Genomic DNA, 22,939 nt, shown 5'->3' on the forward strand with positions numbered 1-22,939 from the left:
TGTAGGGGCGACGCTGGTCGGAAGCAGAGCACGACCCGGCTGGCAGCGCACGCATAGCGCGTCGCGGCTCATGGACGAGTCGTCGAACTCGAGGCAGGGCGGGTCGCGTTGGAATGACCTCAGTCTAGCAAAGGCGGGTATCTATTTGTTTTGAAAATGAATAACGATTTCAAATTGGATGAACGACGTAACGTTATAGATGCTTGTAACATTTTGATACGTAACGAAAAAAGGGCATCGTCTCAGTTGACGATACCCCAATTTATACCCCGAATGTGAAGCGCTACCCTATTGTATGGGCAGCGATAGATGTCTAACGGTACCACGGGGTTCCCATGAATCCCACGTCACCCTAGCCATTCACCCAACCTGACCTTGCCCCAACACCTACCCATCATGGCCTGTCGCTGATACTGTGTGTGTATACAGCCAGGGACTGTGAAGCCAACGGCAGGGTAGGGGACCATGAAGGATAAGCAAAAAGAAAAAACTGACAATAAATGGCGCGTCAGCAATCTTGAGTTACCATTGTTAGCTAAATTAATGATGGGCTGTGCATTGTTAGTATGTATCCTAATAATGTTGGGATATATCTTTATAGTGGGACCGGGCTTATCAAGCAGGGCAGAAGACTGGGCATACTTTGGGGCATTGATGTCTGGTACTTTTGGTATGTTAGCTTCATTTGCTGCATTAGCGACACTACTGATAGTGATACAGCAATTTAAATCGCAAGATAAAATCACTGAAAAACAAATTGAGTCGATAGAGTTTGACCGCTATGATCGCCACCGCAGAATATTCTTTGAACGCTTAGAGGGAATAGAAAATCTATTAGAAAACAGAATAGCGATTAATAATAAGGAAGAGCTATATCAGCAGATATACCCAGATAACTCGCCGATGAGGTGTGATGTAAAGATCAGTCTAGATGCTGATAATAAACGGGTAGGCGATTTGAGCGACATTTTGAGCTGTATGGAAACTATTAAGGAGAGTTTAAAAAATAAGAAAAACACCATTGAAGACATCGTTATTCTGATTAGAATGCAAGGGTTGCTAAGAATTGAGCCGGTTGGTGAAATAGATATTGGCGACTTACGTATAGGTGAAAAGCGTTTGGCAATTAATATGTATAATATGTCAGAGTCTATTGATAGAATGGTGAGGGTGATTGATACGATTCTTGTTTATAGTGGAAATGATAAACTAAGTGGTGATTATCATGTGTTCAGCGAAGGGATGCACATAAAAGATAAGTTAATTAAAGACGCATATCGCTTAAGAAGGAATAACAATGAAGACGGACTGAGGGTTCATGGTGATCATGTACATGACATATATCTTGATATGTACGTTAATTTTGCAAGCTTTAAATCGAGCATCCCTATAACTGAAGAATATCAAAAATTATCGAACTTGCTCCAACAGATAATGGTAGATAGAAAAACAAGAAACCAATATATTAAAAATCCAGAAGACGTCTTATACATCAGGAGCTTCCTACTAAACGAAGAAGTAAGAAAGTGCTTGGACGCTGATGCTTTATACTATGTTCAAAAAATAGAACCTCAATTAAGTGCCAAAGAAACATTTCTAAAGCTGTAAATACTAATGCTCACAGAAGATGAACGCTATCAGTTGATCCAGTAGCGCAAGCTCTTCGAGCTTCAGGGCTGGCGCAACCCTGATAAAAACCCTCCTTACAGGTTCAGAGAGAACGAGAACTAGTAAGGTCGCTTGCAGGCGCAATTGTCTAGATGTGGAGCTTAAGTTAACAATGCATCAATATCACTTAGGCCGTCAAGGCTGTGGCGATAAGTTGCTCGTCTAGTAAAAAAAATGGTTCAGTATTTTTGGTATGTTGCTTATCTCATCAATGAGATTAAGGCTTGCTGATTATATTCCTTTATAATGCATATGGTTCTTAGCTAGTAGTTTGAGAGATTTTGGTATAAACTCTATATGTTGCATAGGTTTTTCTATACCTTTTGCAATGTAAAAACCGTAAGTTCTAGCATACAAAAACTAGGTAAAATTGGTGATAGAATATGAAAAATATACTTGGAGCAACCCTAACCTCTTTGCTGCTATGTTTGTCACTGGCAAGTTATGCATCAGACGAATCTTGGACACGTGAAATGAGAACAGAATTTCGACAAGGTTGCGCATACGAGCTTGAGAGGGTCGGAATGACTTCAAGTAGCGCTTGGACAAGGTGCGATTGCATGACTGATAAAGTAGAAGAAGAATTTGGGTTGGCTGAGTTTGGCTATTTTATTTCTTCTGAAGAAAGAAATGATGCTGAAATCATGGAACGAACAGATCGTGCAATTGCTCCATGTTTTGAATAGCCTGATATTGCTTATTTTTTATTTTATAACTATGTTTTTTGTAAATTCATTAGCTATACCTGTGCTCCACTGGCTATAACAAGTGACAGGTATAGCTATTTTTTATCAATCCTATCGTGTTCTACCGAGCAGGTTATCGTCTATCAAGATCTTCATAAGACCAAAACCTATGAAGCCCTTTGAATGAACACAGATCAGGATCGTCTGGTGGCTCAACAAACACTATATACATCCAACCACTAGAGTCGATGCCCGTTTCCTCCTTGTAAATGGCTTCTACATGCCGGCCGCATTCCAATAAAACTTGGAATTCAAACAGGTCAATTATTTCTTCATTTTCGAGTTTTCTTAATGTTTGAGTCCACAAGTCTGGTTCGTGAGGAGTCGAACCTTCGAGATCATACATGAATCCAAAGCATAAACCATTTTCCATCTCGCCTAAGAAAAATGCACCACCCAAGATGTTGGCTGTCTCATTTCTTCCGAGGCTCCGTGCTTCGTAGAAGCTCAGCTTCCACAGGCGGTAAAACAAATCTTGTGGTAAATGTGAACCGTCAATAAACACGAGGTCATTTTTCAACATTGCTGATTTCACCTTGCTGAAGATTTCTATAAGTAATCATGTAGCATATGAAACAAGCAGTAGCAACCACCTGAGTCCATTAACGAAGGTGGAAGTAGCTAGCCAACACCTAGATGCCGCCTCCATTTTGGGTATACCTCTAGCACTACACCTTGGCTGGCGCATTGGTGTGTGTTGGTAATTGACTATTTTGATCCATAGCAGCACACTGTCTTCACAGCACACCAAAACAGCACAGAGGCTTGCCAATATGTTCATCCGTGCCTACCTACGCGCCAGCACACAAGATCAAGACGCCAGCAGAGCCAAAGATAGCCTTCAGCTCTTCACAGAGGGCTTTCAGCAGGCGATAGCTTGTCACTACATCGAGAACGCCAGTGGTGCCACAGCAGAGCGCCGAGAGCTTCGCAGGCTGTTGACGGATGCTCAGCAAGGTGACGTGCTGCTGGTTGAGAGCATCGACAGGCTTTCGCGTCTCCCTGCTGGTGACTGGAAAAGGCTACGGGCTGAAATCGATCAGAAAGGTTTGCGTGTTGTGGCGGTCGATCTTCCCACCAGCCATCAAGCCATGAGAGCTTCTGAGGGCGATGAGTTCACCGCCAGGATGCTCGATGCTATCAATTCGATGATGCTCGATATGATGGCGGCGATTGCCAGGAAGGATTATGAGCAGCGCCGAGAGCGCCAGCAGCAAGGCATAGAGAAGGCGAAAGCTGAAGGTAGGTACAAGGGTCGGCCAGTAGACGAAGAGAAGCACAGGCGGATTGCTGAGCTTCTGAGGGCGGGATTCAGCGTCAGGAAGGCAGCTGATCATGCTGGCGCCAGCACCTACACGGTTCAGAAAGTCAAAAAAAGCCTGAATTAGTATATCTTCATGTAAGCTGTCTTGGTTACAAGCTATACCTATATTCAGTAGGGTTCCGAAAGTACCTTCGCTGAAGACAGAGCTGCCATCCCTTGATTTGGATTTAAAAGCATACTACATTAACCTTTCTTCATTAAAGGGGTGGTGCAATGCTAAAAATCAAAATGTTTGTTGCAGGTTTGGGCTTGGTTCTTCTCGCTGGGTGCACAATTACAGGTGAGCCTAGGATAGACAGGGTGGCTTTCGATAGTGAAGGGTATGTTGTTAAAACAGAGAGATTCAGAGATTCTATTACGGTAGGGGAAATAACCGACTTTCCTGGTACAAGCACTTTCACTTATGGTGGAAGAATTGCACCAAATTTCAGTAATGAAACCTTTGAAGAAGTTCTACAAGAGAGCTTGAGCAATGCCAACCTCTCTGGCAACAACTATACACTGAATGCAAGGCTAGTTGATAGCGGTGATTGGTCTGACTGGGGCTTCGTCTGGGGAACCGACACTAGAAGAACAGAAATTGAGTATGCTCTTCTAGAGGGGGAAACAGTTGTTTTCCAAGAAGTTATTGTAAGCGATGTGGAAATGGAAATCAGTAAAATAAAGCCATTTTACTTGATGCAGAGAGATGTGGCTGAAGTAAATTATGCTAAAAACATAGAGTTGCTTATTGAAAAGATCAATGATATGTAATAGCTAAGTTTGTTAAAAAGACCAGTTGATATCGACTGGTCTTTATTGCTAGGTGCGAGTGGTGTCCTTGCAGATTGTCTTGCCCAGTGTCTTTTTGGGCCGAACCTGCTGCATGGGGTGTGTTATAGACAGCAAGGACTAGACAGGACAAGACATCACTTTAGGACACAATTTGATTTTAATCGTTGAATGAGACTCCAGCGTGCTGTATCGGACAAATGGCATCTGAGCAATCATTGATTGAGTTTGAAGTGTTTTCAAATGCCTTAGTGACATAACGTTCTAGGCTGCTACCTTCAGTATCATAGTATTCTTGAAGAAGAAACTTGTTTATCTTGTTTCCATATGTACGGCTTTTGTTCAACGTCTGGATTTTTTTATTAACTACGCTTTCAAGGCTATCATAGTCAGGAAGAATGGTTTCACCATCTGCCAACATGATATGGTAATGGTAGTTATCCATTGCTTCTGTTCTTTCTCTCACTACAATCCCTTCAAAAAACTTGTTGCCAGAGTTGTATTGACCTTTCAAGAAATATCTATTGATCATCTTCAGAATATCATTCAGTAAGCTAGTAGAACTCTTGCTGCTCATTCCGTAATCAAAGGTGACTGTTAGATGATACCTAGTATCGAGTTCTGACAATAGCTTAATGTAACCATCTCATAATTTCTCTTTTTGAAAGAAATTGGCGTTAAGTTTTCTATCAAATATGTTGCTCTGAATGTTCATTGTTACTCCTTATATTTTATAATAGTCAATACTAGTACAATGCCCTAGGTGAAGATACTAGGAGCAGAAGCAGTGTCATGTTGTCAGCGCCCCTCTAGAGCTTCCGCTATAAAAGCGCAAAGATAGAAATTTGCTGAGATCAGAGCAAGATGTCATCAAGTAAGTCTCTCCAATCTGAAGTTATTTATACGAAAGTGAAAAATTTTCTGAGATCTTCTGAGCGATACGCTACCTTAGCAATGGCTAGCTCTGGTTAATCGTCGTGTCAGAAGAGGGTCTAAGTCCCGTTGTATCGCTGTAGAATGAGAGTGAGGCTTTCTTTCCTAGATTGATGTTGAATACTGTACATGATCACTGGCCAAAAAAAATATTGGATGGTCTTCGAAAGAATATGGATAGTTCTGAAGTTATTTCAGGGGGTTGCATGGCTAGATAATCGGCTTAACATTGGATCATGCCAACCAAGGAGAAAAACACAAATGAGTAATCACGAGAACCTAGAAACTCAATCAAAAACTGCCGATCAACTATTCAAAATTCGTCAAGTATGCGAACGTCTTTCGATCAGCAAATCGTCTCTGTATCGCCTTATTAACGATGGCCATCTACCAGAAGGAACGAAAATACCCTTTGCTGGTGTAAGATGGCGAGAATCTGATATACAGTCGTTTATAGATGAATATTACAAATGAAAAAGCCCCTCAATGGTGCTTTTAATGCCTAGAAACGATCCGAAATTCCTACTGAATATAGGTATACCTTGTAACCGCTATGAGGCCATCAGGCGGTCAATTTCATCTGACCACCACTGCATCATGGCTCGACGTTCGTCTAGATAATCCGCAGCATTGTAGGCGGCTCTAACTTGATTCACAGGCACGTGCGATAGCTGGCGCTCGATGATATCCCCACGGTAACCACTCTGGTTCAGTATCGTGCTAGCCGTTGACCTGAAACCATGCGGTGAAAATTTGAATTGTAATTTCAGTGATCTGACGGCCACGTTACAGGTTGATAGATTCATGTGCTTACTGGCATCAGATTCGTTTGGAAAAACATAATGCGAATTCTTTGGTAATCCCTCTAGTAGCGTTACCACCTGATCAGACAATGGCACCACGTGTGGTACTTTATTCTTCATACGCTGACCTGAGATCGTCCATAGTGAATTCACCAAATCAAATTCATCCCATGTCGATTTAGCTAATTCATTTGTCCTAACAAACGTCCTCGCCAATATGTGCAGCGCGGTTTTGGTTCTATGCCGTGATGTACTATTGCTGATAGCCTTCAGTAGTATCGTGAACTCATGCTTAGTGAGTGCTGGGCTATGCTTGGTCTTCGCTGGCTTGATAGCACCCTTTAATGCACTAGTGGGATCATTTTCACAGTGCAAGTTAATGATCGCATATTTGAAGATCATCCCCATCACTGTACGTGCCTGTACTGCTACGGTCGCAGCACCTCGACTAGCTATCGCTTGTAGAATTTGCAGACAGGCTCTAGACGTAATCTCATCGATAGGTGTGTTGCCTAACTCTGGCAGTATATCTCTCTCGAGAACACGCCTGACCGATTTAGTATATGCCTCGCCCCATTGCCCCGAGCTTTGCTTAAACCATTCCTCTGCAATGACTCCGAATGCCTCTGGCATGACCACGGTCGCACTTTTACGGTCACGTGCCAGCTTCCGCTGTGCGACATCTGCTCTAGCAGCAGCCAGTGATACGGCAGGGTAGTTACCTAGCGTTAGGAACGTATCCTTGCCGCCTGTCCGATCACGGTAGAGCCATGCCTTCGCTCCAGACTTCCTCACGTGCAGGTACAGACCACCACCATCGTGCAGCCTGTAGTCGCTGCTACGTGCTTTGGCGTTCCTGACCTCAGTCGCTGTTAGCCCCATCCCTCGCACCTCACAATCATGGGTGACAATACCCCGAACCATACCCCACTTTTTCGGTGATGTGTAGATATGGCTAGGAACGGGCAGGGACAATGGATTTTATAAAGTATTGATATTAATGAATTTATTTTAAATCTAGCAGTGCCTATCGGTATCAATAAAATTTCAAATTGCAATCATGAATAATGCTGCTAGACCGTTGGGCTGGGCGCAGGGGAGAGCGGTGCCGGACCGGCCAGCAGGCGGGCAAAGTCGTCGGCGGGTAGCGGTCGGCTGATCAGGTAGCCCTGGATCTCATCGCAGCCCTCGGCAGACATGAAACCGAGCTGCTCGGGGGTTTCGACGCCTTCGGCCGTCACCGTCAGCCCCATGCTGTGGCCGAGGGCGATGATTGCGCGGGCAATGGCGGCATCGTTGGTGCCGCTGGGGATATCGCGTACGAAGCTGCGGTCGATCTTGAGCTTGTGAATCGGCAGCCGCTTGAGATGGCTGAGCGAAGAGTAACCGGTGCCGAAGTCGTCGATGGCCAGGCTGATGCCCTGCTCCTTGAGCTGGCCGAGGGCCTCGATGGCGCGCTTGGCGTGCTGCATGATAAAGGTCTCGGTGACCTCGAGCTCGAGATGATGTGGGCTGAGCCCGCTGACGGTCAGGGCACGATTGACCGCATCCACCAGTCGGCCGCTGTCGATCTGGTCGCCCGCCAGGTTGACCGCCAGCCGCTCCAGGCTCAGGCCCTCGGCCTGCCAAGCCACCAGCTGGGCGCAGGCCTGCTCGAGCACCCACTGGCTGATCTCGCCCAGCAGGCCGCTGTTCTCGGCGGCATCCAGGAACAGCCCGGGGGCGGTGAGACCACGCACGGGATGCTGCCAGCGTACCAGCGCCTCGGCGCCGATGATCTGGCCGCTAGTGGTGGCCACGATGGGCTGATAGTGGACCACGAACTCACCGCGCTCCAGGGCGAAGCGCAGCTCGGTCTCGAGCAGCAGCTGGGCCTGGGCGGCAGCGGTGAGCTCGGTGGTATAGAAGTCGTAGCAGTTGCGGCCGCGGGCCTTGGCGCGATACATCGCGGCCTCGGCGTACTCGAGCAGCTCAGCGATATCCTTGGCATCGCTGGGATAGACGCTGATGCCCAGGCTGGTAGTGACGAACAGCGTCTGGTCGCCAAGCATGAAGGGCTGGTTGAAGTGGCTCAGCAGCTTACCGGCGATGATCATGGCGTCCTGGGGGATCATCAGGTCCTCGAGCAGGATCGCGAACTCATCGCCGCCCAGGCGTGCCACGGTGTCGGTGGCGCGCAGGCCGTGCAGCAGACGCTGGCTGACCTGGCGCAGCAGGCCGTCGCCGTGGCGGTGGCCGAGGGTCTCGTTGATGACCTTGAAGCGGTCGAGGTCGAGCAGCAGTACTGCCAGGTTGCGGCCGAAGCGCTTGGCGCGGCGCTGGGCATGGCGTGCACGCTCGAGAAACAGCGCACGATTGGCCAGACCGGTAAGGGAGTCGTAGTAGGCCAGCTCGTTGAGCTGCTGGCGCACCCGGTGGGTGGCCATGCTGGCGCCGAGCACGTCACCAACCATCTGCAGGGCGTCGAGTTCGACGCCTGACCACGCCCGCTCGTTGTGGTTGTCATCCAGGCCGATGAAGCCCCATAGGGTGTCATCCACGCGGATCGGCATCACCGCCAGCGACAGGATGCCCTGGGGCTTGAGAATGGCCTGCTCAGAGGCGGGAAAGTCGCGCACTTGGCCGCTGATCGGCAGGCCTTGTACGAGCTGCTGGGTCCAGCGACCGTCTCCGAGCAGGTCAAGGGGGGTGTCCTGCAGCGCGGGATTGTCGATCTGGGGAGGGATCCGCTCAGCCACCCATTCCAGACACTGGCTGGCCAGCCAACCCCGCTGCGCATCGTGATGCAGCTGAAACACGTACACTCGGCTGGCATCCATGGCTTTGCCGAGCCTGGCCAGCACCGCATGCTGTGACTCGCCGTCGTCGCCGCTACGCAATAGTCGGGTCGCGGCGAAGTGCATCGCTCGGATGATCCTGCCGCGTCGGGTGACTTCCCGGTCCGTCGAGTGAGCGCTCATGAACGCCGGCTCTCCTGCCATGTGATAATGACGATTGCCCAAGTTTATGAGCATTTCGTTATCTCAACAGTAGCAGTTTTGTCACCGTGCGGGTGTCAGCCGGCCGTGGCCGGCTGCACGTCGCGGTCTCGTCGGCGCAGCACCCACTTCTCGCACTCGACGATCAGGAACAGCGCTACGCTGGCGGCCATGATCATCAGCCAGTGGCCGGCACCCAGCGCAGCGCTGCCGAAGATCAGCTGCATGAACGGCAGGTAGGTCCAGGCCAGCTGCAGCAGCATCACCAGGCCGATGGCGATCCACACCGGCCGGCTGCCGAATATGCCCTCCCAGGAGAGCGAGCTGTTGATCAGGTAGCGGCTGTTGATCAGGTAGGCGGCGGTGCCGGTGACCAGGATGTTGACCGCCCCGCTGCGCGCCAGCTCCTCGCTGCCGCCCTGGGCCAGGATCCAGCTGAACATGCCGAATACACCGGCCAGCAGCAGCATTGATACGAACACTACCCGCCACAGCAGGAACATATCGAGCAGCGCGGCATCGGCATCGCGCGGCTGGCGGGCCATGATGTCGGGTTCGGCGTCCTCGAAAGCCAGCGCCAGGCCGAGGGTCACCGCCACCACCATGTTGACCCACAGCGCCTGCAGCGGGGTCACCGGCAGCAGGGTGCCGGCCAGCACCGCGAGCATGATCGCCAGCCCCTGGCCGCCGTTGGTCGGCAGCAGGAAGGTGATGGTCTTGCGGATATTGTCGTAGACCTTGCGGCCCTCCTCGATGGCACCGGCGATCGTGGCGAAGTTGTCGTCGGCGAGCACCATCTCGGCGGCCTCCTTGGCCGCCTCGGTGCCCTGGATGCCCATCGCCACGCCGACGTCGGCGCGCTTCAGCGCCGGGCCGTCGTTGACGCCGTCGCCGGTCATGGCGCAGATCCCGCCGCGGGCCTGCATGGCCTTGACCAGGCGCAGCTTGTGCTCCGGCGCGGCGCGGGCGAAGACGTCGACCTCGAGGATACAGTCTTCCAGCTCGGCGTCCGACATCGCCTCGACCTCGCGCCCGGTCAGCGCTCGCTCGGTGTGGGCGAAGCCTAGCTGCTGGGCGATGGCGCGGGCGGTCACGGCGTGGTCGCCGGTGACCATCACCGGACGGATACCGGCCGCCAGGCACTGCTTTACGGCGCGAATCGCCTCCTCGCGGGGCGGGTCGAGCAGCCCCACCAGCCCCAAAAGCACCAGCTCCTCCTCGGCGTGCTCATCGCTCAGTTCATCGACGTCGTGAAGTGTCTTCTCGGCCAGCGCCAGCACCCGCAGGCCGCGGGCGGAGAGGGCGTGGATGCGCCTTTCCCATGCCTGCACGTCGAGTTCGACACTGTCACCGTCAGCGCTGCGCTGGCGGTGGCACATCTCCAGCAGCCGATCCGGTGCGCCTTTGACCAGCAGCCGCGGCTCGCCGTCGAGGTCGTGCAGGGTGGCCATGTACTTGCGTTCCGACTCGAAGGGGATGGCGTCCTGGCGCTGGTGGTCGCCACGCAGGTCGCGGGCCTCGATGCCGGCCTTGGCCGCGGCCACTACCAGCGCGCCTTCGGTGGGGTCGCCGTGGATCAGCCAGCGGCCCTCCTCCTCGGCGAGTTCGGCGTCGTTGCACAGCACCCCGACCTTGAGGAAATGCTTGAGCGCCGGCTGCTGATCGAGATCCAGCGCGTCCTCCATTTGCCGGTCGTCGACCACGCCATGGAAGTCTCCTTCTGGCGCGAAGCCGACGCCCTCTATACCGATCTCGCCGTCGGGTAGCCAGATCGCCTGGGCGGTCATCTCGTTGCGGGTCAGGGTGCCGGTCTTGTCGGAGAAGATCGTCGAGATCGAGCCCAGCGTCTCCACCGCCGGCAGCCGGCGGATGATGGCGTTGCGCTTGGCCATGGCCTGTACGCCGAGTGCCAGGCCGATGGTGACGATGGCCGGTAGGCCTTCGGGGATCGCCGCGACGGCCAGGCCCACCGCGGCCATGAACATGTCGCCGAGGGGCTGACCGTGGACCAGCATGCCGAACAGCCCGGTGAACAGCGCGGCGCCGAGGATGAACAGCGCCAGCACTCGGCCGGCGCGGTCGATCTGGCGCAGCAGCGGGGTCTTGAGCTGCTCGACGCCGCGCAGCATCTCGGAGATACGACCTATCTCCGAGCGGGTGCCGGTTTCCACCACCAGCCCGCGGGCAGTGCCCTGCACGACGATGGTGCTGGCATAGGCCATGGCCGTGCGGTCGCCCAGGTCGCTGTCCGCCTCGACCGGCTCGAGCTGTTTGTCGACCGGGGTCGACTCGCCGGTCAGCGCGGCCTCTTCGGTGCGCAGTCGCTTGGCCTCGATCAGGCGCAGGTCGGCGGGCACCCGGTCGCCGCTCTCGACCATCACGATATCGCCCGGCACCAGCGCCTCGGCGTCGATGGTCTGACGCTGCCCGCCGCGCAGTACCTTGGCCTGGGGCGAGAGCATGTTGCGGATGCTGTCCAGCGCCTGCTCGGCCTTGCCTTCCTGGACGAAGCCGATCAGCGCGATGATCACCACCACGCCGACGATGGCCGCGGCGTCGAGGGTGTGACCAAGCCCCAGGCTGGCCACTGCCGCCACCAGCAGGATCATCATCAGGATATTGTTGAACTGCTCGAGCAGCCGCCGCCACCAGGGGCGGCCCTCGGCCTGCTGCAGCCGGTTGGGGCCATAGCGTTCGAGGCGCTGCTTGGCCTCGGCGTCGCTGAGTCCCTCGGCCTGGCTATCGAGCTCGGCCAGGGCGTCCTGGGCGGATAGCGCGTGCCAGGCGGTGTTGTCCTGGCTGTCAGAACGGGTCGACGGCTGGTCAGGCATCCTGGCCTCCTTGTCGGGAATCGATGATAAGCAGATGTAGCATAGACAATGCTGCACTGCAGTGATCCATATCAAGCCATGCCAAGGTGATCTAGGCATGGCAGACTGCGGCTTTTCAAGTGCACACCAGCGAGGAGAGTGCCGAATGGCCGAGCGACGCCCCTGTCCGTGTGGTGATGGCCAGGACTATCAGGTCTGCTGCGGGCGCTACCATGGGGGCACGCCAGCGCCCACCCCCGAGGCGCTGATGCGCTCGCGCTTCAGCGCCTTCGTGCTGAAGCGCCTTCGTGCTGAAGCGCGACGACTACCTGCTCGAGACCTGGCACCCCGACACGCGGCCGGCGAGCCTGCCCGACGACGACACGACCCGATGGGTGCGGCTCGAGGTGCTGGAGAGCGGGGCCTCGGGTGAAAAGGGGCATGTGCACTTCCGCGCGACCTTCCGCGAGGGCCGGCGCTGGGCGGTGCTGGAGGAGGCGTCGCGCTTCGTTCGCGAGGCGGGGCAGTGGTATTACCTGAACGGGCGCCCCGGCGTGACCCGCTTGAAGCCCGGCCGCAACGACCGCTGCCTGTGCGGCAGCGGTCGCAAGTTCAAGGCCTGCTGTGGAGGCCCTTAGCGCTTTCCGCTTCGCGATGCGTTAGAGCCAGCTGGCGACCCCCAGCAGCAGAGCCACCAGCCCCAGGCTGACGCCGAAGGTGGGCCAGGGAACCAGCCACGCCTCGGCGCGGCGCAGTTGGTGCCGCCAGTGCCGCGCCGCGCTCTGCAGGGCTCGGCGACGAGTACGCTGGCGCTCTCTCTGATGTTGTCGGGCGGCCTCTAGCCAGTGGTGTAGCGGGGTCGCCGCCAGCAGCGCGCCGGCCAGCGCCAGGGCCAACAGCAGCGGCAGCCCGTCGCTGAGCATGCTTGACGCTGGTAAGCCCGGGGATAGCCACCAGGGCAGCAGCGCGGCCAGGATGCCGAGCCCGATCAGCCCTGTCAGTAGCCAAGGCGCGAGAGGGAGCGGTCGCGGTGGCGAGGCGCCGCGATCCAGCAAGAGAAAGAGCCGCAGCATCAGCAGGCTGCTGGCGATACCGCTCAGCGTCGCCAGTCCGCCGGGCAGCCCGGCGGCGCTTAGGCTCTCGGTCAGACCCTGCTTGAGGAGCGCGCTGCCGCTGGGCGGCACCCCGGCCAGGGTGAGGGCGGGCAGCAGCAGCACTGCCAGCACCAAGCGACGGGCGGCGGGCGCGGCGCGTGCGGCGAGGCCGGCCCCGGCAAACAGCGCGGCCTTGGCCAGGGCGTGGGTGGCGACCAGCAGAATCAGGGCGGGGCGGGCGGCCTCGACACCGAGCATCAGCAGGCCCAGCAAGGTCGCCATCAGCCCCAACTGGCTGACACTGGACCAGGCCAGCAGTCGCTTGGCGGAGGCGCTGAGCAGGCCGCGCAGCACGCCGTAGCCGGCACCGGTCAGGCCTAGCGCCAGCAGCGCGATGGCCAGCGGCGTCGCTGCCTCGGCGCCGGGCAGCAGGCGTAGCGCACCCAGGACGCCGACCTTGACGATCAGCCCAGAGAGCACCGCACTGGCTAGCGGCGGGGCCACCGGGTGGGCCAGGGGCAGCCAGGCGTGCAGGCCGGGTAGCCCCGCCTTGAGCGCTAAGCCCAGGGTCAGGGCGGTCAGGGTGGGCATCGACAGCCCCGTTTCGGCCAGCGCGGCGAAGTGCAGTGAAGACGCCTCGCGCCAGGCCATCACCAGCCCCAACACCAGCGCTAGTTCGGCCAGCAGCATCATCGCCAGGTAGCCGGCAGCGGCACGTCGCGACTCGGCGCCCCCATCGAGCCGAACCATGGCCCAGCCCACCAGGCTCAGCAGGCTCGCGCCTACCAGAAAACTCAGCAGATCGACTGCCACCAGCACCAGCAGATGAAGGGCGGCGGCGGCAGCCAACAAGGGGACGAGCCCCGGCGGGGAAGCGGTGGCGAGCGGCCAGCGCCAGGCCGCCGCCAGCGCCAGGGGCCAGATCACCCCGGCCGCCAGTACCAGTGGCCAGGCATCGTCGACCAGAGCGAAGCGTGGCAGCGGCGAGACGGGCATCCAGGCCAGGGCGGCCAGGCCCGCCAGCCAGCCCAGCAGAGCCAGGGCCAAGGCCGCGCTGAGGGTGACGCCGCAGGGGCGGCGGAGCGCAACAGCCTCAGCCGGTCGCAGAACCAGCTCGCCGAGCCGCCAGAGCCAGGCGGCGGTGAGCAGTGTGCCGAGCAGCAGCAGGGCGGCGATGCCGGGGTGGGCGTTGGCAAGGCTCGCGTCGAGCAGCCACCATTTGCCGACGAAGCCGCCCCCGGGCGGCAGCCCCACCAGGCCGAGCCCGGCCAGGGCGATGATGCTCCACGCCAGGGGAGCCTGTCGGGCGCTGCCGACTAGCCCCGACAGGCGGTCGTGGCCATAGGCTCGCTGGATGGCGCCCGCGGCCAGGAAGAGGGCGCCTTTGGCCAGGCCGTGCGCCACCAGCAGCAGCACCGCCCCCTGGGCCGCCTTGCCATGCCAACTGCCGCCGGCAAGGGTTGGCAGCAGGAGGGCATAGCCGCTCTGGGAGAGAGTCGACCAGGCGATCACCAGCTTGAGGCGGCGCTGCAGGATTGCCTGAAGGCCGCCCCAGATCAGCGCGCCGGCACCAAGCAGGGCCAGGGCGGGACGCAGACTGCCGTCAAGCTGCGCCAGGGGCCCCAGCCAGAGCCGCCACAGCACCATCAGCGCCGCCGCCACCACCGCGCCGGAGAGCAGGGCGCTGACCGGCGCCCGGGCGCGGGAGTGGGCCGCCGGCAGCCACAGGTGCAGGGGCACTAGGGCCGCCTTGATCGCCAGCCCCAGGGTCAGCATGACTGCCGCCAGCCGGGTCGCCGGGGTGGTGGACAGTGTCTCGGCCAGCAGTCCCAGATCGAGGAGTCCGGTCTGGCCGTAGAGCAGGGCGACGCCGAGCAAGTAGAACAGGGAGCCGAGCAGCGAGGCGAACAGGTAGCGCAGCGCGGCGCGGTGGCGAGGATCGTCGTGGCTGCGGGCTACCAGCCCCACGGCGGCCAGGCTCATCAGTTCCAGGATCACATAGAGGTTGAAGAGGTCCCTGGCGAGCAGCAGTGCATTGAGGGAGGCCCACAGCATCCACCAGAGGCTCCACAGGAAACGGTCGTCGCGGCTGTCGGGGTCGGCCAGCAGGGACAGGCTGGCCAGCCCCATCAACAGGGCGGTCATGCCCAGCATTGCAGCGGCGGGTAGGTCGAGCCACCAGGCGATGCCCAGTGGCGGCGCCCACCCGCCCACGGCCAGCGTGACGGGCAGCGAAGGCCAGCTCGCCAGCAGGCCCACGGCACCGACGATGATCCCGAGCAGGGCGAGGGCGACCTGGGTACGCGGGACGGCCAGCCCCAGGAAGGCGGTCAGGGCCAGTCCCAGCGGGAACACCAGAGTGCCGGGCAGCCACCAGACGGCCAGGCTCATGGGTCGCTCTCGTCGTGATAGGGCTGAGTGGCGCGAAGTATCAGCGCCAGTGCCGTGGCGGTCGTGCTTACCGCCACCACGATCCCGGTGAGCACCATGGCGTGTGGCACTGGATCTAGCCCCGCCTCGGTACGGGCCAGGGTCACCAGCAGCAGAAAGAGCGCGCTGGCCAGCACGTTGAGCGCCAGGATCCGCCGCAGTAGGCTGGCGGCGCGGAACAGCCCGAGCAGCGCCAGGCCACTCAACAGCGCGGCGAGCAGCGCGAAGAAACCGCTCATCGTCCCGGCTCCCCATAGAGGTAGCAGGCCATCAGCATCAGCGCGATGGAGAGGGCAGCCGCCACCTCCACGACGAGGATGGCCAGTCCGGCGATGGCCACCGGTATCGCGAAGAAGGTGCCAGTGAGCAGCAGCCCGCCGAGGGCCATGCCCATGAACAGCACCAGGCCGGTGCTCAGTAACAGGCGCAGCAGCGGTTGACGATCGGGGCGTTGCATCCAGGGCACGGCATCGGCCAGCAGCAGCAGGACGCCGCCGGCGCCGAGCACGGCACCGGCGGGGAAGGCGCCCCCCGGGGCATGGCTGCCCCGCCACAGCAGGTAAGCCGGCACCATCAGAAAGAGCGGATGTAGCAGCCGGGTGAGGGCGGGCAACCCCGGCAGGGCGGTCACCGGAGCATAGGGGCGCAGCTCGGGGCCCAGCGACCAGACGAGCCATACTGCCCCCAGCATCACCGCCAACTCCAGCAGGGTGTCGAGGGCGCGCAGATTCAGCAGCACCGCCGTGACCGGGTGCTGCACGCCGCTCTCGGGCAGGGCCGCCGCTACTTCGGTGACGAGTCCGGGGCGCGGCAGCTGCCAGGCCACCCAGGCCAGCCACAGGCCGAGCAGCACGACAGCGCCCAGTGCCAGGGCGACCGGAGGGCGTTGCCAGGACCGCAGTGCGAGTCGCGTTGTCGGCTCATTGGGCAGCCGGCCTAGCGCCGCGAGCAGCAGGGCGCCGGTAACCCCGGTGCCGATGGTGGCCTCGGCCAGTGCAATGTCGAGGGCCTCGAGACGCACCCAGACCAGGGCCATGACCAGGCCGAAGGCCATGAAGTGCACCACGGCGGCAAAGGGCTTGGGGTGGAAGAGGGCTTGCCAGGCCAGCCACAGCAGGCCGGCACCCAGCAGCAGGTCGAATCCGATGATGAAGGTAATCACGGATCCCACGACCCCCGTCGAGTCCGCGGACGCAGCCCCCTGGCGAGGGCGGTGGAGGCCATCAGGGTAGCGCCGATGCTCGAGGCCACCAGCACGAGTCCCCAGACCAGCATGATCTTGAGGGCTGCCGAGACGCTGGCCGCCTGACAGGCCAGCCCCAGGCAGAGCAAGCCGAGCCCCAGGTTATCGGCCTTGGTCAGGGCGTGCAGCCGCGCGTAGACATCGGGGAAGCGCCGCAGGCCAAGGGCGCCGGCCATGAAGAACAGCACCCCCGCGGCGATCAGCCAGGGGGCAATCAAGGCGAGTCCCTTAGTCACCTTCGGCCTCCTCGGGGCGGCGTTGCGCCTCGTGCAGTCGCGTCCAGGTGCGGGTCACGAAGGTTGCGGTGGCCACTGCAGCCAGCAGTCCAAAGAGCAGGGCGACATCCACCAGCGCCGGTTGTGCCAGGCGGGTGCCGAGAAGCAGCAGGATGGCGATGGCCAGGGTGCTGAGCTGTTCGGCACCCAGCATGCGGTCGACGCTGGTGGGACCGCGCCAGATCCGCCACAGGCCAACCGTCGCGCACGCCAGCAGCAGCATGGCGGCGAGGGTATGCGGCATCAGTCGATCTCCTTCTGGTCGACATACAGGCGGGCGATGCGACGCTCCAGCACTGCCAGGTCGCGGACCGTCGTCGGCGTCAGGTGCAGCACATGCACCACCAGCCTATCGGCTGCCAGGCGGACTGTCAGGGTGCCCGGAATCAGGTTGATCAGGCTGGCCATGAACAGCCGCCCCGGCCCCTCGGGCAGGCACGACCAGCGGTGGTCGATCACGACGCTGTGGAGGGTCAGGCGGGGGCGACAGGCCAGCAGGGCAACCTGCACCCCGCCGCGCAGTGCCAGCCCGAGCGCCACTGGGCAGAGCGCCAGGCAGGCGCGCAGGTGCAGCCGCGACAGGCCGCTGATGGGCATGGCCAGGGCGGTGATCAGAATCACCGGGACGCCCCAGGCCCAGGCGCTGCCCTCGGTGAGCACCCACCACAGCAGGGCTAGCCCCGCTAGGCGCCGCAGAGACAGCCGGGCCGCGGCCCATGCGACGACGATTGACAGGTCTCCCGTCGTATTTCGTTGCAGTGTTTGCGTGTCTGAGCCGCTGCGACGGGGCGGTGGTGGCTGAGGGCTAGCGGGCGATGGTGGGGTCATCCCAATACTCCACGGGTGAGATGACCCCTAGGTGTAGCACAGTCCCTGCAGAGATGCCGTGACCTGGCTCAATCCTGGACGGTTGCGATGGCTGCGAAACGCAAGACGACAGATCGAGGCCTGCCGTAGGCGCCGGGATAACCGACGACCGCGTCAAAGGATCATGGCGGCGACCCAGCCGAAGGCGATCAGCGGGATATTGTAGTGCAGGAAGGTCGGCACCACGGTGTCCCAGATATGGTCGTGCTGGCCGTCGGCGTTGAGGCCGGCGGTGGGGCCCAGGGTCGAGTCCGAGGCCGGCGAGCCGGCATCACCCAGCGCCGCGGCGGTGCCGACCAGGGCGATGGTGGCCATCGGCGAGAAGCCGAAGCCCAGCGCCAAGGGAACGTAGAGCGAGGCGATGATGGGGATGGTCGAGAACGACGAGCCGATGCCCATGGTGATGAACAGCCCCACCAGCAGCATGACCAGTGCGGCCAGGCCCTTGTTGTCGCCGATCAGCTCGGCTGAGCCGGCGACCAGGCCCTCCACTTCGCCGCTGGCCTGCATCACGCTGGCAAAGCCCGCCGCCGAGATCATGATGAACCCCACCAGCGCCATCATGCGCATGCCTTCGGTGAAGATGCCGTCCTGCTCGTGCCAGCGGAACACGCCGCTCACCGACAGCAGCGCGAAGCCGAAGATCCCGCCCAGCACCATCGAGCCGGTCACCAACTGCACCGCCACCGTGCCCACCAGCGAGGCCGCCAGCACGGCTTTCTGCCAGGGCGCCAGATGGCGTGCCGCCTCGGCGGGCGTCTCGTCGCCGTGGGCCAGGTCACGGTCCTCGTAGCGGCGCCCCTTGCGATAGCTGAACAGCACCGCCACGGCCAGGCCCAGCGCCATGCCGCCGATCGGAATCAGCATCGCCACGGGCACCATGCCGCGGGTCACCTCGAGGCCCAGCGCGGCACCGCTCTCGTTGAGGTTGGCGAGCAGGATATCGTTGAGGAAGATCGCCCCGAAGCCCACCGGCAGCAGCATATAGGGGGCGGTAATACCGAAGGTGATCACGCAGGCCGCCACCCGGCGGTCGAGGTTGAGGTGATTCATCAGCTTGAGCAGCGGCGGCACCAGCACCGGAATGAAGGCGATATGCACCGGGATCAGGTTCTGGGAGCTGACCGCGGCGGCCAGCAGCGCGGCGAGCAGGGTGTAGGCCACCAGGCGCCGATTGCCGCCGTCGCTGTCGAGGTTGAGACCGGCGATGGCGCGGTTGGCCAGCAGCTCGGTGATGCCCGAGCGCGACAGCGCCACGGCGAAGGCACCCAGCACGGCGTAGGAGAGCGCGATGGTGGCGCCGTTGCCGAGCCCGTCGTTGAAGGCGTCGAGGATCTCGCCCAGCGGCATGCCGGCGACCAGGCCGCCGACCAGGGTGGCGACGATCAGCGCGAAGACCACGGAAACCCGGGCAAGACTCAGGGAGACCATCACCAGGATGGCCAGCACGATGGCATTCATGAAGCACTCTTGTGGTTGGATTGAGCAGGGATGACGAGCCCCGCGGCCAGGCGCCCCGGGGGTGAATCACGGCGGCTCAGCGAGCGCTGGGCAGCATACCGGCGGGCACTAGCGTGCTCAAGGTGCGCCCTGCCAGCAGCTCGCTGGCGGCTTCGATATCGGGGCCGAAGAAGCGGTCCTTGGCGTAGTAGCTGACGCGCTCGCGCAGTGCGCTGCGGGCCTGCTCCAGCGCCGCAGTGCTGGTCAGCCGCTCGCCGTCCTGAACCCGGAAGTCGAGGCCCTGGCAGGCCGCCAGCCACTCGATGGCGAGTATCCCGCGCACGTTGTCGGCCATCTCCCACAGCCGTTTGCCGGCGGCCGGCGCCATGGAGACGTGGTCCTCCTGGTTGGCCGAGGTGGGCAGGCTGTCAACGCTGTGCGGGTGCGCCAGCGCCTTGTTCTCGCTGGCCAGGGCCGCCGCTGTCACCTGGGCGATCATGAAGCCGGAGTTGACCCCGCCGTTCTCGACCAGGAAGGGCGGCAGCTGGGACATGTGCTTGTCCATCATCAGCGAGACGCGCCGCTCGGTGAGCGAGCCTATCTCGGCGATGGCCAGCGCCAGGTTGTCGGCGGCCATGGCCACCGGCTCGGCGTGGAAGTTGCCGCCGGAGATGATGTCACCCTGCTCGGCGAACACCAGCGGGTTGTCGGAGACCGCGTTTACCTCCACCGCCAGCACCTCGGCGGCCTGGCGCAGCTGGGTCAGGCAGGCACCCATCACCTGGGGCTGGCAGCGCAGCGAGTAGGGGTCCTGGACCTTGCCGCAGTCGACGTGGGAGTCGCTCAGTGCGCTGCGCTCGCCGAGCAGGTGGCGGTAGGCCGCGGCGGCGTCGATCTGGCCCTGCTGGCCGCGCACCTCGTGGATGCGCGGGTCGAAGGGCGAGCGTGAGCTGAGCGTGGCCTCGACGGTCAGCGCGCCGCAGACCGTGGCGGCGGCGTAGAGGTCTTCGGCGTCGAATAGTCCCTTAAGCGCATAGGCGCTGGAGACCTGGGTGCCGTTGAGCAGCGCCAGGCCCTCCTTGGGGGCCAGGGCGATGGGCTGCAGGCCGGCGATCTCCAGCGCCTGGCGGGCGGGCAGCCATTCGCCACGGTAGCGGGCCTTGCCTTCGCCGAGCAGTACCACGCTCATATGGGCGAGCGGCGCCAGGTCGCCGGAGGCGCCAACCGAGCCCTTGAGCGGGATATGCGGGTAGACCTCGGCGTTGACCAGGGCGATCAGCGCGTCGAGCACGTCGCGGCGAATGCCGGAGTAGCCCCGCGCCAGGCTGTTGACCTTGAGCACCATGATCAGCCGCACCAGGGCGTCGTCGATGGCCGGGCCGACGCCGGTGGCATGCGACAGCACCAGCGAGCGCTGCAGGTCTTCGAGGTGCTCGTGTTCGATGCGGGTCTGGGCCAGCAGGCCGAAGCCGGTGTTGATGCCGTAGACGGTGCGGTCTTCGGCGACGACCTGGTTGACGCAGTCGACGCCTTGCTGGATGGCGGCATTGGCGCTGTCGGGCAGGCTTACCTGGATGGGCGCCTCGAAGACCTGGCGAGCCTGGGCCAGGGTCATCTTGCCGGGGTGGATCTCGAGATGTGGCATGCGGTGAATCTCTCTTAAAGGTGCGTTCTTTGCTGACTGGTTAGGAGCTGTTCCGGCGCTCAGCGCGCTTGAAAGCTCATCGGCATAGGAGCTGTTCCGGCGGCAGGCCTGCGAGGAGGCGCTGTGACCCCATCCCTGGGCGCTACTTTTGCCATCCATGGCAAAAAACCCTCGCTTCGCCTTGTCCCCGGCGCTCATCGCGCCGCACGTCGAGGCGCGCTTACTTATCCAGCATCGGCAGGTCGAGGCCGTTGTCGCGGGCGGACTGCTTGGCGATATCGTAGCCGGCGTCGGCGTGGCGCATCACCCCGGTGCCCGGGTCGTTGCGCAGCACCCGGCCGAGGCGGGCGTGGGCGTCATCGCTGCCGTCGGCGACGATCACCACCCCGGCGTGCTGTGAATAGCCCATGCCGACGCCGCCGCCGTGGTGCAGCGAGACCCAGGTGGCGCCGCCGGCGGTGTTGAGCAGGGCGTTGAGCAGCGGCCAGTCGGAAACGGCGTCGCTACCGTCCATCATCGCCTCGGTCTCGCGGTTGGGGCTGGCCACCGAGCCGGAGTCGAGGTGGTCGCGGCCGATCACGATGGGCGCCTTGAGCTCGCCATTGGCGACCATCTCGTTGAAGGCCTGGCCCAGGCGGGCGCGATCCTTGAGGCCGACCCAGCAGATCCGCGCCGGCAGACCCTGGAAGGAGATTCTCTCACGGGCCATATCCAGCCAGTTGTGCAGGTGCGGGTCGTCGGGGATCAGCTCCTTGACCTTCTGGTCGGTCTTGTAGATGTCTTCCGGGTCGCCGGACAGCGCCACCCAGCGGAACGGTCCGATGCCCTGGCAGAACAGCGGGCGGATATAGGCCGGCACGAAGCCGGGGAAGTCGAAGGCGTTCTCCACACCCTCTTCCTGAGCCATCTGGCGGATATTGTTGCCGTAGTCGAAGGTCGGCACGCCCATCTGCTGGAAGTCGAGCATGGCCTGCACGTGCACCGCCATGGACTGCTTGGCAGCCTTGACCACGGCGGCGGGCTCGCGCTTGCCGCGGGCCACATACTCGTCCCAGCTCCAGCCGGCGGGCAGGTAGCCGTGCAGCGGGTCGTGGGCGCTGGTCTGGTCGGTGACCATATCGGGCTTCACGCCGCGCTTGACCAGCTCGGGCAGCACCTCGGCGGCGTTGGCGCACAGGCCGATGGAGACCGCCTTGCCCTCGGCGGTGTAGCGCTCGATGCGCGCCAGGGCGTCGTCGAGGTCGTCGGCCTGCTCGTCCAGGTAGCGGGTGCGCAGGCGGAAGTCGATGCTGGTCTGCTGGCACTCGATGTTCAGCGAACAAGCACCGGCCAGGGTCGCCGCCAGCGGCTGGGCGCCGCCCATGCCGCCGAGGCCGGCGGTGAGGATCCAGCGCCCGCTGAGCTTGCCGTCGTAGTGCTGGCGTCCGGCTTCGACAAAGGTCTCGTAGGTGCCCTGGACGATGCCCTGGGAGCCGATGTAGATCCACGAGCCGGCGGTCATCTGGCCATACATCATCAGGCCCTGCTTATCCAGCTCGTTGAAGTGCTCCCAGTTGGCCCAGGCCGGCACCAGGTTGGAGTTGGCGATGAGTACCCGCGGGGCGTCCCTGTGGGTCTCGAACACGCCCACCGGCTTGCCCGACTGGATCAGCAGCGACTGGTTGTCCTCGAGGCGCTTGAGGGTCTCGACGATGGTATCGAAGCACTGCCAGTCGCGGGCGGCGCGACCGATGCCGCCGTAGACCACCAGGTCCTCGGGGCGCTCGGCGACGTCCGGGTGAAGGTTGTTCATCAGCATGCGCATGGGGGCTTCGGTGAGCCAGCTCTTGCAGCTGAGTTCGCTGCCGGTGGGGGCGGCGATCCGGCGGCTGGCGTCGTGGCGCGGGTCAAAGGTCTGGTGGCTGTTCATGGC

At 60.6% G+C, this 22,939-nt stretch carries 14 protein-coding genes and 1 pseudogene; 3 read left to right on the forward strand and 12 right to left on the reverse strand.

What is annotated here, in order from left to right; all coding sequences use genetic code 11:
- Window positions 1-3,187 precede the first annotated feature (3,187 nt).
- Window positions 3,188-3,802 (forward strand): serine recombinase, encoded by a 615-nt coding sequence (locus tag BWR19_07025; GenBank protein ID APX92702.1) that lies wholly within the window; start codon window positions 3,188-3,190, stop codon window positions 3,800-3,802.
- A gap of 1,901 nt (window positions 3,803-5,703) precedes the next feature.
- A complete protein-coding gene (locus BWR19_07030) occupies window positions 5,704-5,916 on the forward strand; it encodes a hypothetical protein (protein ID APX92703.1) in 213 nt (70 codons plus the stop codon).
- A gap of 77 nt (window positions 5,917-5,993) precedes the next feature.
- Here BWR19_07030 and BWR19_07035 read toward each other — a convergent pair whose 3' ends face one another.
- The 3 genes from BWR19_07035 to BWR19_07045 form a co-directional block, all read right to left on the reverse strand.
- Window positions 5,994-7,127, reverse strand: coding sequence for a hypothetical protein (locus tag BWR19_07035; GenBank protein APX92704.1), 1,134 nt, complete (start codon window positions 7,125-7,127; stop codon window positions 5,994-5,996).
- A gap of 191 nt (window positions 7,128-7,318) precedes the next feature.
- Complete coding sequence (locus BWR19_07040) at window positions 7,319-9,148, reverse strand: hypothetical protein (GenBank protein ID APX92705.1); 1,830 nt, start codon at window positions 9,146-9,148, stop codon at window positions 7,319-7,321.
- Window positions 9,149-9,300: 152 nt separating this feature from the next.
- A complete protein-coding gene (locus BWR19_07045; GenBank protein APX92706.1) occupies window positions 9,301-12,054 on the reverse strand; it encodes a carbonate dehydratase in 2,754 nt (917 codons plus the stop codon).
- A 145-nt stretch (window positions 12,055-12,199) separates the two neighbouring features.
- On the opposite strand from BWR19_07045, the pseudogene BWR19_07050 reads away from it, so the two are divergent.
- A pseudogene (locus BWR19_07050) lies at window positions 12,200-12,671 on the forward strand (zinc chelation protein SecC).
- A 21-nt stretch (window positions 12,672-12,692) separates the two neighbouring features.
- Here BWR19_07050 and BWR19_07055 read toward each other — a convergent pair.
- The 9 genes from BWR19_07055 to BWR19_07095 form a co-directional block, all read right to left on the reverse strand.
- Window positions 12,693-15,518 carry a hypothetical protein gene (locus tag BWR19_07055; protein APX92707.1) on the reverse strand — a complete coding sequence of 942 codons (2,826 nt, stop codon included), beginning with the start codon at window positions 15,516-15,518 and terminating at the stop codon, window positions 12,693-12,695.
- Window positions 15,515-15,796 carry a hypothetical protein gene (locus BWR19_07060; protein APX92708.1) on the reverse strand — a complete coding sequence of 94 codons (282 nt, stop codon included), beginning with the start codon at window positions 15,794-15,796 and terminating at the stop codon, window positions 15,515-15,517. The genes BWR19_07055 and BWR19_07060 overlap by 4 nt, the downstream gene beginning before the upstream one ends.
- On the reverse strand, window positions 15,793-16,719 hold the full coding sequence (locus BWR19_07065; protein APX92709.1) for a sodium:proton antiporter: 927 nt from the start codon (window positions 16,717-16,719) through the stop codon (window positions 15,793-15,795). The genes BWR19_07060 and BWR19_07065 overlap by 4 nt, the downstream gene beginning before the upstream one ends.
- Complete coding sequence (locus tag BWR19_07070; protein ID APX92710.1) at window positions 16,716-17,036, reverse strand: Na+/H+ antiporter subunit G; 321 nt, start codon at window positions 17,034-17,036, stop codon at window positions 16,716-16,718. Before BWR19_07070 ends, BWR19_07065 begins: the two co-directional genes overlap by 4 nt.
- A complete protein-coding gene (locus BWR19_07075; protein APX92711.1) occupies window positions 17,029-17,319 on the reverse strand; it encodes a multiple resistance and pH regulation protein F in 291 nt (96 codons plus the stop codon). Before BWR19_07075 ends, BWR19_07070 begins: the two co-directional genes overlap by 8 nt.
- On the reverse strand, window positions 17,319-17,777 hold the full coding sequence (locus tag BWR19_07080) for a hypothetical protein (GenBank protein ID APX94934.1): 459 nt from the start codon (window positions 17,775-17,777) through the stop codon (window positions 17,319-17,321). The genes BWR19_07075 and BWR19_07080 overlap by 1 nt, the downstream gene beginning before the upstream one ends.
- Before the next feature lie 279 nt (window positions 17,778-18,056).
- Complete coding sequence (locus tag BWR19_07085) at window positions 18,057-19,403, reverse strand: sodium:proton antiporter (GenBank protein APX92712.1); 1,347 nt, start codon at window positions 19,401-19,403, stop codon at window positions 18,057-18,059.
- A gap of 76 nt (window positions 19,404-19,479) precedes the next feature.
- A complete protein-coding gene (locus tag BWR19_07090) occupies window positions 19,480-21,027 on the reverse strand; it encodes a histidine ammonia-lyase (GenBank protein APX92713.1) in 1,548 nt (515 codons plus the stop codon).
- A gap of 220 nt (window positions 21,028-21,247) precedes the next feature.
- A complete protein-coding gene (locus BWR19_07095; GenBank protein ID APX92714.1) occupies window positions 21,248-22,936 on the reverse strand; it encodes a urocanate hydratase in 1,689 nt (562 codons plus the stop codon).
- Between the last annotated feature and the right edge of the window lie 3 nt (window positions 22,937-22,939).

Origin of the sequence: Halomonas sp. 1513 (assembly GCA_001971685.1) — a bacterium.
Lineage (GTDB): Bacteria > Pseudomonadota > Gammaproteobacteria > Pseudomonadales > Halomonadaceae > Franzmannia.

Coding starts and splice junctions, on each gene's coding strand:
- BWR19_07040 (APX92705.1), bottom strand. CDS start 9,148: ATGCACTTCGCCGCGACCCGACTATTGCGTAGCGGCGACGACGGCGAG.
- BWR19_07090 (APX92713.1), bottom strand. CDS start 21,027: ATGCCACATCTCGAGATCCACCCCGGCAAGATGACCCTGGCCCAGGCT.
- BWR19_07025 (APX92702.1), top strand. CDS start 3,188: ATGTTCATCCGTGCCTACCTACGCGCCAGCACACAAGATCAAGACGCC.
- BWR19_07085 (APX92712.1), bottom strand. CDS start 19,403: ATGAATGCCATCGTGCTGGCCATCCTGGTGATGGTCTCCCTGAGTCTT.
- BWR19_07075 (APX92711.1), bottom strand. CDS start 17,319: ATGCCGCATACCCTCGCCGCCATGCTGCTGCTGGCGTGCGCGACGGTT.
- BWR19_07095 (APX92714.1), bottom strand. CDS start 22,936: ATGAACAGCCACCAGACCTTTGACCCGCGCCACGACGCCAGCCGCCGG.
- BWR19_07045 (APX92706.1), bottom strand. CDS start 12,054: ATGCCTGACCAGCCGTCGACCCGTTCTGACAGCCAGGACAACACCGCC.
- BWR19_07035 (APX92704.1), bottom strand. CDS start 7,127: ATGGGGCTAACAGCGACTGAGGTCAGGAACGCCAAAGCACGTAGCAGC.
- BWR19_07030 (APX92703.1), top strand. CDS start 5,704: ATGAGTAATCACGAGAACCTAGAAACTCAATCAAAAACTGCCGATCAA.
- BWR19_07060 (APX92708.1), bottom strand. CDS start 15,796: ATGAGCGGTTTCTTCGCGCTGCTCGCCGCGCTGTTGAGTGGCCTGGCG.
- BWR19_07055 (APX92707.1), bottom strand. CDS start 15,518: ATGAGCCTGGCCGTCTGGTGGCTGCCCGGCACTCTGGTGTTCCCGCTG.